At 39.4% G+C, this 13,995-nt stretch carries 16 protein-coding genes; all 16 read left to right on the top strand.

Translation table 11 applies throughout. From position 1 onward, the window contains the following. The first annotated feature begins 389 nt into the window (after positions 1-389). A complete protein-coding gene (locus BJK46_RS11120; RefSeq protein ID WP_037543979.1) occupies positions 390-1,322 on the top strand; it encodes a DNA polymerase III subunit delta' C-terminal domain-containing protein in 933 nt (310 codons plus the stop codon). 5 nt (positions 1,323-1,327) lie between these two features. Continuing rightward, the gene (locus tag BJK46_RS11115) at positions 1,328-2,131 is read left to right on the top strand and encodes a PSP1 domain-containing protein (RefSeq protein ID WP_099997510.1); all 804 of its coding nucleotides are present in this window, start codon (positions 1,328-1,330) and stop codon (positions 2,129-2,131) included. Between the two features lie 12 nt (positions 2,132-2,143). Beyond that, entirely contained in the window at positions 2,144-2,509 is a 366-nt protein-coding gene (gene yabA, locus BJK46_RS11110; protein WP_014614819.1) for a DNA replication initiation control protein YabA, read from the top strand. 10 nt (positions 2,510-2,519) lie between these two features. Next, positions 2,520-3,245, top strand: coding sequence for a tRNA1(Val) (adenine(37)-N6)-methyltransferase (locus BJK46_RS11105; protein ID WP_014614818.1), 726 nt, complete (start codon positions 2,520-2,522; stop codon positions 3,243-3,245). Further along, the gene (locus BJK46_RS11100) at positions 3,238-3,486 is read left to right on the top strand and encodes a GIY-YIG nuclease family protein (protein ID WP_037543973.1); all 249 of its coding nucleotides are present in this window, start codon (positions 3,238-3,240) and stop codon (positions 3,484-3,486) included. Before BJK46_RS11105 ends, BJK46_RS11100 begins: the two co-directional genes overlap by 8 nt. Before the next feature lies 1 nt (position 3,487). Next, positions 3,488-4,321 carry a 16S rRNA (cytidine(1402)-2'-O)-methyltransferase gene (rsmI, locus tag BJK46_RS11095; RefSeq protein ID WP_099997509.1) on the top strand — a complete coding sequence of 278 codons (834 nt, stop codon included), beginning with the start codon at positions 3,488-3,490 and terminating at the stop codon, positions 4,319-4,321. A gap of 90 nt (positions 4,322-4,411) precedes the next feature. Beyond that, positions 4,412-6,385, top strand: coding sequence for a methionine--tRNA ligase (gene metG, locus BJK46_RS11090; RefSeq protein ID WP_099986723.1), 1,974 nt, complete (start codon positions 4,412-4,414; stop codon positions 6,383-6,385). A 443-nt stretch (positions 6,386-6,828) separates the two neighbouring features. Then, complete coding sequence (locus tag BJK46_RS11085; RefSeq protein WP_015728591.1) at positions 6,829-7,596, top strand: TatD family hydrolase; 768 nt, start codon at positions 6,829-6,831, stop codon at positions 7,594-7,596. A 39-nt stretch (positions 7,597-7,635) separates the two neighbouring features. Then, positions 7,636-8,175, top strand: a complete 540-nt coding sequence (gene rnmV / locus BJK46_RS11080; protein ID WP_014614813.1) for a ribonuclease M5 — start codon at positions 7,636-7,638, stop codon at positions 8,173-8,175. 4 nt (positions 8,176-8,179) lie between these two features. Then, positions 8,180-9,070: a 16S rRNA (adenine(1518)-N(6)/adenine(1519)-N(6))-dimethyltransferase RsmA gene (rsmA, locus tag BJK46_RS11075; RefSeq protein ID WP_014614812.1), complete on the top strand. Its 891-nt coding sequence runs from the start codon at positions 8,180-8,182 to the stop codon at positions 9,068-9,070. Positions 9,071-9,169: 99 nt separating this feature from the next. Continuing rightward, positions 9,170-9,436, top strand: a complete 267-nt coding sequence (gene veg / locus BJK46_RS11070; RefSeq protein ID WP_014614811.1) for a biofilm formation stimulator Veg — start codon at positions 9,170-9,172, stop codon at positions 9,434-9,436. A gap of 391 nt (positions 9,437-9,827) precedes the next feature. Then, positions 9,828-10,676, top strand: a complete 849-nt coding sequence (gene ispE, locus BJK46_RS11065) for a 4-(cytidine 5'-diphospho)-2-C-methyl-D-erythritol kinase (RefSeq protein WP_014614810.1) — start codon at positions 9,828-9,830, stop codon at positions 10,674-10,676. A 21-nt stretch (positions 10,677-10,697) separates the two neighbouring features. Beyond that, positions 10,698-11,519, top strand: coding sequence for a pur operon repressor (gene purR / locus BJK46_RS11060; RefSeq protein WP_014614809.1), 822 nt, complete (start codon positions 10,698-10,700; stop codon positions 11,517-11,519). Between the two features lie 24 nt (positions 11,520-11,543). Beyond that, positions 11,544-11,924, top strand: coding sequence for a RidA family protein (locus tag BJK46_RS11055; protein WP_014614808.1), 381 nt, complete (start codon positions 11,544-11,546; stop codon positions 11,922-11,924). A 78-nt stretch (positions 11,925-12,002) separates the two neighbouring features. Beyond that, the gene (gene spoVG / locus BJK46_RS11050) at positions 12,003-12,317 is read left to right on the top strand and encodes a septation regulator SpoVG (RefSeq protein ID WP_014614807.1); all 315 of its coding nucleotides are present in this window, start codon (positions 12,003-12,005) and stop codon (positions 12,315-12,317) included. A gap of 281 nt (positions 12,318-12,598) precedes the next feature. Next, entirely contained in the window at positions 12,599-13,963 is a 1,365-nt protein-coding gene (gene glmU, locus BJK46_RS11045; protein ID WP_065354632.1) for a bifunctional UDP-N-acetylglucosamine diphosphorylase/glucosamine-1-phosphate N-acetyltransferase GlmU, read from the top strand. The last annotated feature ends 32 nt before the right edge of the window (positions 13,964-13,995 follow it).

The raw sequence follows: 13,995 nt of genomic DNA, 5'->3' as shown, positions 1-13,995 counted from the left end.
ATCATTACACATAGGCACAATATCTCCTTAATCGTTGGTTTGGTCACTTACAATTATAGAGATATTTGTGCTTTTTTAATATCAAAAATTAAAATAACGGTCAGTGAATCTCTCACCAACCGTTAAAAATATATAACCTTTTAAAATAGCAAGGAAGGTTGTGACAGTATGACGCCAATAAGTCATATGTATAGTCGCAACCTTTTTTATTGAATAGATGCGTATGTAGTTATCTCAACAAAAGTCTGATGAATCTCTTAATAAATATCAATACAATGAAGATGTTGACGAATGAAATAAAGTCATAGTCTATCCACACATATTGCGGTAAAATGGAGTAGTATCTCATACATATCCATCAATATCTTTACAAAAGGAGCGCAAGGTTAATGGAAGTAATCGAACAACTCACCAAAGCCTATCACAACCAAAAACTGTCACATGCGTATTTATTCGAAGGTGATGACGCCGAAGCAATGAAGACGACCGCGATAGCCTTTGCGCAACTCATTTTATGTCAAGATGAAGAACGATGTCGCTTGAAAGTTGAAGGGCAAAACCATCCTGACTTTCAATATGTGATGACAGATGAGACAACGCTCAAAAAGGAACAAGTCGAAAACTTAGTACATCACATGAACCAATTGCCTATTGAAGGAGACTATAAAGTTTACATTATCCAAGACTTTGAAAAATTAACGGTTCAAGGTGAAAATAGTATTCTTAAGTTTTTAGAAGAACCGCCGAAAAATACCATTGCGATGATTATGACAACCAAACCCGAACAAATTTTAGATACGATTCATTCTCGTTGTCAGCATGTGTATTTTAAACCAATGTCACGTGCTACATTTGTGTCGCGATTAACGGAACAAGATGACACGTTAACTGTACCAATTGCAGAGTTGTTAAGTACGTATACGACACAACTTGAGGTGGCGCTACAACTTCATGAAAGTGTTGAATTAGCTCCGATGCGTAAGATGCTTTTACAATGGTGTGATAAGTTGTTAAACCAACGCGAAATGGCATTAATTGGTGTTGTGGAATTAATGAAATATGCAAAAACGAGACAGTTACAATTGTTGGCGTTATCTGGCATGAATGCGTTTTTCCAAGATTTAATGTACGTCAAAGTGGGCATGGTGGAGCGGATTACATTTTCAGAGTTGCAGTCAGAATATGAGACGTTGGTGACACGGTTGAGTTATCACCATTTAACCTATATTATAGAGCAAATAACAGAAGCACATAAAAAGCTCAATCAAAACGTGAACGCCACGCTAGTATTTGAGCAAATTGCAATTAAAGTGAAAGGGTGACGCTGATGTATGCTGTTGTAGGGATTTACTTTGAAAAGGCCAATACATTAGAATATTATGCGCCAAATACTACTTCACTCACCATTGGGCAGTATGTCGTAGTGGAATCTAAGCGTGGCCACGAATTAGGTGTTGTGAGACATGCGTCGAGAGAGGTATCAGAGCAAGACGTCACACTGCCATTAAAGCCTGTTTTACGTATCGCAACGGAAGCGGATTTAATCCAATATGAAAAAAACGAAGTGGATGCAGCGCGTGCGGCGGATATGTGTAAAGGATTTGTCGAACAATTAGGTTTGGAGATGTGCGTCGTGAATTGCGAATACATTTTAGACCGTTCTAAAATCATTTTTAATTTTACAGCGGATGAACGTATCGATTTCCGAAAATTAGTGCGTATGCTGGCGCAGCGCTTAAAAACACGTATCGAATTGCGTCAAATCGGCGTGCGTGATGAAGCGAAATTACTCGGTGGGATTGGTCCGTGTGGGCGTTCGCTATGTTGCGCGACGTTTTTAGGAGATTTCGAACCGGTCTCAATCAAAATGGCAAAAGACCAAAATTTATCGTTAAATCCGACTAAAATTTCGGGTGCATGTGGCCGTTTAATGTGTTGTTTGAAATTTGAAAATGATTTTTATGAATCAGCACGTGAACAGTTACCAGATATCGGGACACGTATTCAAACACCAGAAGGTCATGGTGAAGTCGTCAGTCTGAATATTATTGATGTATCAATGCAAGTGCGATTAGATGGCATGGAACAATTGATGGAATACCATATTGAAGAGTTAGAAACATTAAAATAGGAGGTACATCTGTTGGATCGAAACGAATTATTCGCTCGCTTAATGCAGTTAGAACAACACGTTGCGCGTTTGAATGAAAGCATGCAGGAGTTAAAAGCACTGACTGTAGAGCTAGTGGAAGAAAATGTAGCATTACAACTAGAAAATGATAACTTTAAAACATTGATGCAACAAGAACGAGATAATGTGGAAGCAACGCAAGTTCAAGAAGCAGAAGTAGCGCCTCAAAAACCCGTGAAAAAGCAGCGTCAAAGTCGTGAATATTTTGCGAAACTGTATCATGAAGGTTTCCATATTTGTCATGATGTATTCGGTAAACATCGTCATGGCGAGGACTGTATGTTTTGTCTCAATGTGCTAAATGAGAAGCAAGAATAGAGGTGCTGTGATGTTACAACCTGGTGAAAGACTGGATTATTTAATACGAGAAGACTTACGCATTATTCAAAATGATGCGGTCTTTTCTTTTTCTACAGATGCACTGCTATTAGGTCATTTTACAGAAGTGAGGAAACGAGATCGCATTTTAGATATGTGTGCAGGTAATGGCGTGATTCCATTATTGTTGTCGGACAAAGGAAATAATGTGATTACAGGTGTGGAAATTCAGCCACAGCTTGTTAATATGGCAGTTCGCAGTGTTCAATACAATCATTTAGAAGACCGTATTACAATGGTTGAAATGGATATTAATGCGCTCATTCAAGCGTATTCCCCAGCGCAGTTTGATTTAATCACTTGCAATCCCCCTTATTTTAAAGCAAATCAAACGAATCAACATCAACTTGAAGCCCACAAAATTGCGCGTCATGAAATTTATTGTACGTTGGATGATTGTTTGCGTGTTAGCAACCATTTGTTAAAAGAAGGGGGGCGGGTTGTGATGGTGCATCGAGCAGAACGAATGCTGGATTTGTTTGAATCTATGCGTCATTATCGTATTGAACCGAAACGTTTGCATATGATTTTTAGTAAGCCTGGAAAAGCTGCACAGACGATTGTCGTTGAAGGCCGTAAAGGGGGACGTCAAGGTCTCGATATTGCACCCCCTTTTTATATTTATGATGAACAAGGGGATTATACGCCAGAAATGAAGGAGATTTATTATGGCTAAACATTATACGTATATCGTACAATGTAATGATGCAACATTTTATACGGGGTATACAAATGATTTGGAAGCGCGCATCGTCAAACATAATGAAGGTAAAGGTGCGAAGTATACAAAAATGAGACGACCGGTCACATTGTGTTATCATGAAATTTTCGAGACGAAATCAGAAGCATTAAAGCGAGAACATGCGATTAAAAAATTGACGCGACAACAAAAAATACATTTAATTGAGGAGCGATAACATGGGAGAGCTCTATTTAGTCGGTACGCCCATCGGAAATTTAGAAGACATGACATTCCGAGCGATTTATACGTTACAACATGTGGATCTCATTGCATGTGAAGATACACGTGTGACGAAAAAATTGTGTCATCATTTTGAGATTACAACCCCTTTAAAGTCTTATCATGACCATAATAAAGAACAGGAAACTGAAACTTTGATCGACATGCTAGTAGCAGGAAAAACTATCGCTTTGGTCTCTGATGCGGGCTTACCATTGATTTCGGATCCGGGGTATGAATTGGTAGTTCGTGCACGTGAACAAGGTGTTACAGTCGTGCCAATTCCTGGGCCGAATGCAGGCTTGACGGCATTGATGGCGAGTGGTTTACCTTCATTTACATATACGTTTTTAGGATTTTTACCTCGCAAATCGCGTGACAAAACGGCGTTACTAGAGACGAGAATGTATCAAGACAGTACATTGTTATTGTATGAATCACCACACCGTGTGAAAGATACGCTCGAAGTGATTGCTCAAATCGATGCTGAACGGACAGTGACGCTTGGACGAGAGTTGACGAAGAAGTTTGAGCAAATTACGACCGCACCTGTCACATCATTGCTCGAACAATTAGAAACAGACATTCCATTACGTGGAGAATTTGTCATTATTATCGAAGGTGCCGCACCAATTGAAGGGACGGCATGGTTTGAAACGCTGTCCGTTGAAGACCACGTGACACATTACATTGATGAAGGTATGAAACCGAAAGCGGCGATTAAAAAAGTCGCACAAGAACGCGAAATGTCGAGCAAGACCGTCTACAACATTTTTCATGATATTCATTAGTGATACACCGTAAGACAAATAGGTTGTAACATTGAAAAACAACTAAATTTTAGATATATTAGATAAGATAAGAAATGAGGAGGAGCGCTGATGGTGAAAGATACTTTTTATATTACAACACCGATTTACTATCCGAGTGGGAATTTACACATTGGACACGCGTATTCAACAGTAGCAGGCGATGTCATTGCGCGTTATAAACGTTTGCAAGGCTTTGATGTACGCTATTTAACTGGGACTGATGAGCACGGTCAAAAAATTCAAGAAAAAGCTCAAAATGCAGGAATGTCAGAGCTAGATTATTTAGACGGTATGATTAAAGATATTAAAGCATTATGGGAAAAGTTAGATATTTCTAATGATGACTTTATTCGTACTACAGAGCGTCGTCATACAGAAGTCGTTGAAAAAATCTTTGAAAAATTATTATCAAAAGGCGACATCTATTTAGGTGAATATGAAGGTTGGTATTCAGTACCGGATGAAACATTCTACACTGAAACGCAGCTAGTAGACCCCGTGTATGAAGACGGTAAAATTGTGGGTGGTAAAAGTCCAGACTCAGGTCATGAAGTGGAATTGGTGAAAGAGGAGAGTTACTTCTTCAAATTATCCAACTATACTGACCGTTTATTAGCTTTTTATGATGCGCACCCAGAGTTCATTCAGCCCCCTTCACGTAAAAATGAAATGATCAATAATTTTATTAAACCTGGCTTAGAAGACTTAGCTGTATCACGAACGTCTTTTAACTGGGGTGTCAAAGTGCCTTCTAACCCGAAACACGTCGTTTATGTATGGTTAGATGCGCTTGTGAACTACGTTTCAGCGCTCGGTTACTTAACGGATGACGACCATTTATTCCGTCAATATTGGCCGGCAGACATTCATTTAATGGCGAAAGAGATTGTGCGTTTCCATTCTATTATATGGCCGATTATTTTAATGGCATTAGATTTACCATTACCTAAAAAAGTGTTTGCACACGGTTGGGTATTGATGAAAGATGGTAAAATGAGTAAGTCTAAAGGGAATGTGATGGATCCGAATGTATTGATTGATCGTTATGGTTTAGATGCGACACGTTACTATTTAATGCGTGAATTACCATTCGGTTCGGACGGTGTATTTACACCTGAAGCTTTCGTGGATCGTACGAATTTTGATTTAGCGAATGATTTAGGTAACTTAGTCAATCGTACAATTTCGATGATTAATAAGTATTTTGATGGCGAGCTTCCTGCATATCAAGGTCCAACGCATGAACTGGATGAAGAAATGGAACAAATGGCGTTGGATACGGTACGAGCTTATCATGAAAGCATGGATAAGTTGCAGTTTTCTGTCGCATTATCAACAGTTTGGAAGTTGATCAGTCGTACGAATAAATATATTGACGAAACAACACCTTGGATTTTAGCAAAAGATGAATCTCAAAAAGTAGCGTTAGGCAATGTGATGGCGCATCTCGTTGAAAACATTCGCTTTGCGGCAGTGTTATTACGTCCGTTCTTAACACATGCCCCTTATCAAATATTTGAACAACTGCATATTCATAACGAAGCATTACACGGCTTTGAAGGTTTGGCAACTTACGGTCAATTGACAGAACCGATTATGGTGACAGAAAAGCCACAACCGATTTTCCCACGTCTCGATGTGGAAGCGGAAGTGAGCTATATTAAGGCATCAATGCAACCGCCAAAAGAAGAAAGCGTTGAAGAAGAAGTGCCTGCCAAAGCACAAATTGATATTAAAGATTTTGATAAAGTGGAAATAAAGGCAGCGACAATTATTAATGCTGAGAAAGTTAAAAAGTCTAATAAGTTATTGAAAATACAAGTAGATCTTGGTTATGAAAAACGTCAAATCATTTCAGGCATTGCGCAATTTTATGCACCAGAGGATATTATTGGTAAAAAAGTTGCAGTTGTGACGAATTTGAAGCCTGCGAAATTGATGGGGCAAAAATCTGAAGGGATGATTTTGTCTGCGGAGAAAGATGATGTGTTGACGTTGATTAGTTTACCGAATGCGGTGCAGAATGGTGCTGTGATTAAGTAGGTGTTTGAGGAGAGTGAGACGGTGATGTTGATGTGTCTCACTCTTTTATTTCATGCTGAACATTTTGGGGTAGTGACGGATTGCGGATTGCTGAAACGCGCTACGCTTTCCAAGGCGCTGAAGTCTCAACTAAATTTGGCTTGATGGAAGTGGGCATTTAGTGGAAGCCAAATTGGATTTTCGACTTCAGCAGATGCCTTAGGAGTCTTGCACGATTCTTGCAATCTGGGTGAGTGCCGCAAGCTGGTAATAAGTAATAGTACTTTACTTGAAACAAATTTTACATGACAAGATTAGCCACATCACAGCACTCTTCAGTTTTAGAGGTGAGAGCGTAGATGTGCCAGGCGTTTTGTTGATGTGTGGTATGGTATGAATCGTGGTAATAGTGAAGCAATACGTCAATGGAAGTGTGCGATTTTGATAGATGGAGGAGGATTTTTATGTTAATAGACACTCATGTGCATTTGAATGCAGATCAATACGACAAAGACCTAGAAGATGTGATTCAACGTGCGCTTGATGCTGGCGTGGATCGCATGTTTGTGGTGGGTTTTGATACGAAGACGATTGAGCGCGCGATGCAATTGATAGAGGATTATGATTTTATTTATGCCATTATTGGTTGGCACCCGGTTGATGCGATTGACTTTACAGATGAACGTTTAGCGTGGATTGAAAAGTTAGCGGAACATCCTAAAGTGATTGGTATTGGTGAGATGGGTTTAGATTATCATTGGGACAAATCACCGAAAGATATTCAAAAAGAAGTATTCCGTAAACAAATTGCGTTAGCGAAACGTGTGAAGTTGCCAATCGTCATCCACAATCGAGAAGCGACACAAGATTGTATTGACATCTTGATGGAAGAACATGCTGAAGAAGTGGGTGGCATTATGCACAGTTTTAGCGGTTCTCCAGAAATTGCCGATGTGGTCATTAATAAGTTAAACTTTCACATTTCTTTAGGTGGGCCAGTAACATTTAAAAATGCGAAACAACCGAAAGAAGTGGCAAAACATGTACCATTGGAGCGTCTCCTTGTCGAAACGGATGCGCCTTATTTAACACCGCACCCATACCGCGGTAAACGTAATGAACCTGCACGTGTCACTTTAGTTGCTGAAGAAATTGCGCAGTTACGTGGCATTTCATATGAAGAGGTCGCACGTCAAACTACGGAAAATGCAGAAAAATTATTTGGGTTATAATGAAACAAACATGATGACAAATATAAAGAAGGTGCAAAGGTGAAAGTCAATGAATTTATTGTAGTAGAAGGTCGGGATGATACGGAGCGTGTTCAACGTGCTGTCACATGTGATACGATTGAAACAAATGGAAGTGCGATTGACCAAGATATTTTAGATGTCATACGTCAAGCACAAGAGACACGTGGTGTGATTGTATTAACGGACCCTGATTTCCCGGGTGATAAAATTAGAACGACGATTCGTGAAGCAGTGCCGGGTGTGAAACATGCCTTTATTGACCGTGAACGTGCTAAAAATAAACGTGGGAAAATTGGTGTCGAACATGCGAGTTTAGAAGATATTCGTGAAGCATTGATGCACGTGTCAACGCCGTTATCTGAAGCACATGAAACGATTAGTAAAGATGTGCTCATTGACCTAGGCTTAATCATTGGTCCTGCCGCAAGACACCGTCGAAACCTTCTAGGCAAACGTTTGCACATTGGTCATTCTAACGGGAAGCAATTATTAAAAAAGCTTAATGCATTCGGCTATACGGAAGCGGATGTACGTCGAGCATTAGAAGAAGAGGAGTAAAGATATGCATGATAAAGATATTGCCACGCCATCAAGAACACGTGCACTATTAAATCAATATGGCTTTAACTTTAAAAAAAGCTTAGGTCAAAACTTTTTAATCGATGTGAATATTATTAATCGTATTATTGATGCAAGTGGGATTGATCACATGACAGGTGTCATTGAAATTGGTCCTGGGATGGGGTCGCTTACAGAACAACTTGCTAAAAATGCACAACATGTTTTAGCGTTCGAAATCGATCAACGGCTTATTCCTGTGCTTGACGATACACTATCGCCTTATAACAATGTGACTGTAATCAACGAAGATATTTTAAAGGCAAATGTTGCTGAGGCGATTCAACAGCATTTGTCTCACTGTGAGAAAATTATGGTGGTTGCGAATTTGCCTTATTATATTACGACACCAATTTTATTAACATTGCTTGAGCAAGATTTAAATATTGATGGGTATGTTGTGATGATGCAAAAAGAAGTCGGTGAACGTTTAAATGCGCAAGTCGGCACTAAGGCGTACGGCTCTTTATCCATTGTGGCACAATATTATACGGAGACTTCAAGGGTGCTCACAGTGCCGAAAACGGTCTTTATGCCACCTCCTAATGTCGATTCTATCGTTGTGAAATTGATGAAGCGCGAGTCGCCCATTGTGGATGTTGACAACCCGAATGCATTTTTCAAAATGACGAAAGGCGCATTTAGCCAAAGACGTAAAACCATTTACAACAACTATCAAAACTTATTTGAAAATGGTAAAGAACAAAAAGAGACCATTATGCAATGGCTTGAACGAGCGGATATTGATCCAAAACGTCGCGGTGAAACGTTATCGATACAAGAATATGCACGTTTGTATGCGGAATTGGAAAATTTCCCGAATTTGTCCTTATAAATTGATTGACAACAGCTTTCCACCTTGCTAAAATTAAAATTTTATTTGACGAAACACTTCTAGGTGTGTTATAATACACTTGTAGCGAGGTGGAGCAATATGCCAAAATCTATTGGAGACATCAAAAACTCTCTTGATTGTCAATTAGGAAATCGTATTGTACTTAAAGCTAATGGAGGTCGCAAAAAAACAATTGAACGTTGCGGAGTACTCACTGAGACTTATCCGTCAGTGTTCGTTGTAGAATTGGACCCAGAGAAACATAATTTTGAACGTGTATCTTATACTTATGCAGATGTATTGACTGAAAATGTCAAAGTATCATTTGTAGAAGATGAGTTACAACAAGAAGTAATCGCACACTAAATATACAGAGACTATCTACATAATAACCATTCTACTGATGTGAGTAGAGTGGTTTTTTATTATGCAGGGAATGTCTTTCAACACACAGTCTTATTGGGCAAAGTGACAACATTTCCCGCCAAATCCCTTTTCACTTATATCGATGAGGACGAAAATAACTTGCATCAAACTTTTTAATTTGAAGCATTGTTGTTAAACTAAGGCGATGAAAACTTTTGTGATACGTTATTCTTGTACACGTGAAGGTGCGTTGAACACCGGTGATACGATGATTTGCTTTTTATAGAGCCTTATCACTTGTTGGGGTTGGGAATTTTAATCTGTATGAGCGCACTTTGAAACGGTTATGTGTTAAAATCACAGTAATACCATTTGGAAAGAGGAAATTGGAATGATTTATGAAACAGCGCCTGCTAAAATCAATTTGACATTAGATACTTTGTACAAAAGAGATGACGGTTATCATGAAGTTGAAATGATTATGACAACAATCGATTTGAGCGATCGGTTATCATTTGAGAAAAGAAATGATTCACGTATCGTTTTAAAGGTTGATGAAACGTTTATTCCCTCTGATGATCGTAATTTAGCTTATCGAGCAGCACTTTTGATGAAAGAAACTTACCAAATTAAGCAAGGTGTAACGATTACATTAGAAAAGAACATTCCTGTCGCAGCAGGGCTTGCAGGAGGCTCAAGTGATGCAGCAGCAACCATGCGTGGTATGAATCGTTTGTTTGAATTAAATCGATCACTTGATGAATTGAGCGAGCTTTCTGCGGCGATTGGTTCGGATGTGCCATTTTGTGTGTACGGCACTACGGCACTTTGTAAAGGACGTGGTGAAATTCTCGAGATTTTACCGAAAACGCCTTCAGCTTGGGTCATTGTTGCTAAACCACAAGCCGGCTTATCGACACCAGAGATTTATGGTGGTTTAGATTTGAGTCAACCTTTCCCAGTTCATACAGAGCAATGTTTAAAAGCTATTGAAGAGAATGACTATGATGCGCTATGCAAAAGTTTGTCTAACCGCTTAGAGCCTGTTTCTATGCAACTCCAACCGGAAATTGCTAAAATTAAAACAAATATGCTCAATAACGGTGCGGATGGTGCATTGATGAGTGGTAGCGGCCCGACAGTATACGGTTTTGCACAACGCGAACGCCAAGCCCGCCATATTTTTAATGCAGTGAGCGGTTGTTGTAATGATGTCTATCTCGTAAGGACACTGGGGTAAAAAAGAGAAAGGGTGACAGCAATGCGATACAAAAGAAGCGAACGTATTGTTTATATGACTCAGTACTTAATCAATAATCCGAATAAGCTTGTACCACTGACATATTTTGTAACCAAATTTGAACAAGCGAAATCATCAATTAGTGAAGACGTTCAAATTATTAAGGAAACATTGGTTAAAGAAGGATTGGGTACAGTGGAAACTATATCTGGCGCAAGTGGGGGTGTGAAATATCGCCCACAAATGCAAAAGGATGAGGCGCAAGCAGTGATTGAAGAAGTGATAGCACTCTTGCAAGAAAAAGAGCGCTTATTACCAGGAGGGTATTTATTTCTTTCTGATCTTATGGGGAATCCTGCATTGTTAAAACGTGTGGGCCGACTCATTGCGACGATTTACATGCAAGAAGAGTTGGATGCGATTGTGACGATTGCTACAAAAGGGATTTCATTGGCGAATGCAGTTGCGAGTGTGCTCAATTTACCAGTTGTTGTCATTCGTAAAGACAATAAGGTTACAGAAGGTTCAACAGTTTCAATCAATTATGTTTCAGGATCGACAAGGAAAATCGAAACAATGGTATTATCTAAACGTACGTTAAAGGAACACTCAAACGTGTTAGTTGTGGATGACTTTATGCGTGCTGGTGGTTCAATTAATGGGGTTATGAATTTAATGAATGAGTTTAAAGCCCACGTAAAAGGGGTATCAGTACTTGTAGAATCCAAAGAAGTCAAACAACGACTGATTGAAGATTATACTTCCTTAGTACGTCTCTCTGATGTCGATGAATACAATCAAGAATTTAAAGTAGAGTCAGGGAACAGTCTATCTAAATTTTAAAGGGTAAAAGGAGCGTTCAATTATTTGAAAATCATTAATACGAACAATGCACCTAAAGCAGTTGGACCTTACTCACATGCTTCAATCGTCAACGGACTCGTTTACACTTCTGGTCAAATACCATTGAATCTGGAGGGGGAAATTGTAAGCGATGATGTAGAAAAGCAAACTGAGCAAGTGTTGGAGAATCTAAAAGCGGTATTGGATGCTGCGGGGTCAGATTTGAATCACGTTGTTAAAGTTTTAATCTTCTTATCGGATATGGAAAACTTTCAAAAAGTGAATGAAGTGTATACAAAATACTTTGACACACACCGTCCTGCGAGAAGTGCAGTGGAAGTCGCACGTTTACCGAAAGATGTAAAAATAGAGATTGAAATGGTTGCTGAGGTTAAAGAGATATAATCAAAAAAGTTAAGATTATGACTTCTTAAAAAACATACTATATAAAGTATACTTAAATTACTATAGGGGGCTCACTACATGAAAGTGACAGACGTTAGACTTAGAAAAATACAAACAGATGGCAGAATGAAAGCTTTAGTGTCAATTACCTTAGATGAATCATTCGTTATTCACGATTTGAGAGTGATTGAAGGTAATTCAGGCTTATTCGTAGCTATGCCAAGTAAACGCACACCAGATGGTGAATTCCGTGATATCGCTCATCCAATCAACTCTGAAATGAGACAAGAGATTCAAGATGCGGTAATGAAAGTATATGATGAAACTGATGAGGTTTTACCTGCTCAAAAACCAACATCAGATGCGTCAGAAGATACAGAAGAAGTTGAATAGTTTTTTCTTTTTATGAGGTTTTGTCATTGTGGTGATGGCAAAGCCTTTTTTATTACGAAGAAGTTGTCTAGTAATCATTTTTTATTGGGTGACATCAAATTTTTATCTAAGTGGAAGTGAAAGTGGTATCGACAAAATCGTTTCACGGCGCATGGTGAACAACGGATAGCTAGAATGTCTAAGGTGTTGAAAAGGCTTTTATAGGTTTACGCCTTGAAAGTGTGTGCACGGTTAAATTATAATTGTATAGAAGTGTATAAGATAATGGAGGGTTCATTGCCATGCAAAAACATGCAATCGTTTTAGCAGCGGGTAAAGGCACAAGGATGAAATCGAAGCAAGCTAAAGTGCTGCATCAAGTTGCCGGGAAGCCGATGATTGGTCATGTCATTGATCAAGTGCGTGCTTCTGGTGTCGATCAAGTTGTCACTATTGTCGGTCACGGCGCGGAAAGTGTAAAAGAGAAGTTAGGGGATACTTCTTTATATAGCTTTCAACAAGAACAACTTGGTACGGCACACGCTGTAAAGACAGCAGCTGAGCATTTATCAGCAAAAGAAGGGATTACACTTGTCGTTTGTGGTGACACACCGTTAATTACAAGTGCAACATTGTCTCGTTTGGTGGCACATCACGAACAAGAAGGCGCACAAGCTACTGTATTGTCAGCGACAGCGTCTCAACCGTTTGGCTATGGTCGTATTGTCCGTGATGCACAAGGTCAATTGATGGAAATTGTTGAAGAAAAGGATGCCAATGACAGTCAGAAAGCGATCACTGAAATCAGTTCGGGTATTTTCGCTTTTGATAATCAGACGCTATTTGAGATGTTAGAACGTGTGGATAACAACAATGCGCAAGGTGAATACTACTTGCCGCAAGTTTTAACGTTAATTCTTCAAAATAAGGGTAAAGTCGCAGTTTATCATACGGATGATTTCGAGGAGATTATGGGTGTCAATGATCGTGTGGCGTTAAGTCGAGCTGAAAAAGCTTTTCGCCAACGTATCAATACGTACCACATGCAAAATGGCGTAACCTTGATTGATCCTGATTCAACTTATATTGGTGCTGAAGTTGAAATCGGTGCAGATACCATTATCGAGCAAGGTGTTCAATTGTCGGGACATACCGTTGTCGGTGAAGGTGTCACAGTAGGTCAATATTCTCAAGTACACAATAGTCACATTTATGACGCTGTGACGATTAAGCATTCGGTGATTACTGATGCAGTCGTTGGTGCCAAGTCTACAGTAGGGCCATTCGCACAATTACGTCCAGGCGCAGATTTGGGCAAAGAAACGAAAGTCGGCAACTTTGTTGAAATTAAAAAAGCGCGCTTAGACGACGAAGCAAAAGTATCACATCTCAGTTATATTGGCGATGCAGAAATTGGGGCAAGAACGAATGTCGGTTGCGGTTCCATCACTGTGAACTATGATGGTGTCAATAAGTTTAAAACGATTGTAGGTAAAGATGCGTTTATCGGCTGTAATACGAATCTCATCGCACCAGTGACTGTAGGAGACGGATCGCTTATTGCGGCAGGTTCTACAATTACAGACGATATCCCTGAAAATAGCTTAGCACTCGCGCGCTCAAAACAAGTGACAAAACCGGGATACATGACTCAAAAAGAGCAATAGTTTCACATGAAAGACTAAAAACGGTCTGTTGT

The organism is Staphylococcus pseudintermedius (assembly GCF_001792775.2).
GTDB lineage: Bacteria > Bacillota > Bacilli > Staphylococcales > Staphylococcaceae > Staphylococcus > Staphylococcus pseudintermedius.
This window is presented reverse-complemented; position numbering and strand designations above follow the sequence as displayed.

Coding starts and splice junctions, on each gene's coding strand:
- BJK46_RS11120 (WP_037543979.1), top strand. CDS start 390: ATGGAAGTAATCGAACAACTCACCAAAGCCTATCACAACCAAAAACTG.
- BJK46_RS11115 (WP_099997510.1), top strand. CDS start 1,328: ATGTATGCTGTTGTAGGGATTTACTTTGAAAAGGCCAATACATTAGAA.
- BJK46_RS11105 (WP_014614818.1), top strand. CDS start 2,520: ATGTTACAACCTGGTGAAAGACTGGATTATTTAATACGAGAAGACTTA.
- BJK46_RS11100 (WP_037543973.1), top strand. CDS start 3,238: ATGGCTAAACATTATACGTATATCGTACAATGTAATGATGCAACATTT.
- rsmI (WP_099997509.1), top strand. CDS start 3,488: ATGGGAGAGCTCTATTTAGTCGGTACGCCCATCGGAAATTTAGAAGAC.
- metG (WP_099986723.1), top strand. CDS start 4,412: ATGGTGAAAGATACTTTTTATATTACAACACCGATTTACTATCCGAGT.
- BJK46_RS11085 (WP_015728591.1), top strand. CDS start 6,829: ATGTTAATAGACACTCATGTGCATTTGAATGCAGATCAATACGACAAA.
- rsmA (WP_014614812.1), top strand. CDS start 8,180: ATGCATGATAAAGATATTGCCACGCCATCAAGAACACGTGCACTATTA.
- veg (WP_014614811.1), top strand. CDS start 9,170: ATGCCAAAATCTATTGGAGACATCAAAAACTCTCTTGATTGTCAATTA.
- ispE (WP_014614810.1), top strand. CDS start 9,828: ATGATTTATGAAACAGCGCCTGCTAAAATCAATTTGACATTAGATACT.
- purR (WP_014614809.1), top strand. CDS start 10,698: ATGCGATACAAAAGAAGCGAACGTATTGTTTATATGACTCAGTACTTA.
- spoVG (WP_014614807.1), top strand. CDS start 12,003: ATGAAAGTGACAGACGTTAGACTTAGAAAAATACAAACAGATGGCAGA.
- glmU (WP_065354632.1), top strand. CDS start 12,599: ATGCAAAAACATGCAATCGTTTTAGCAGCGGGTAAAGGCACAAGGATG.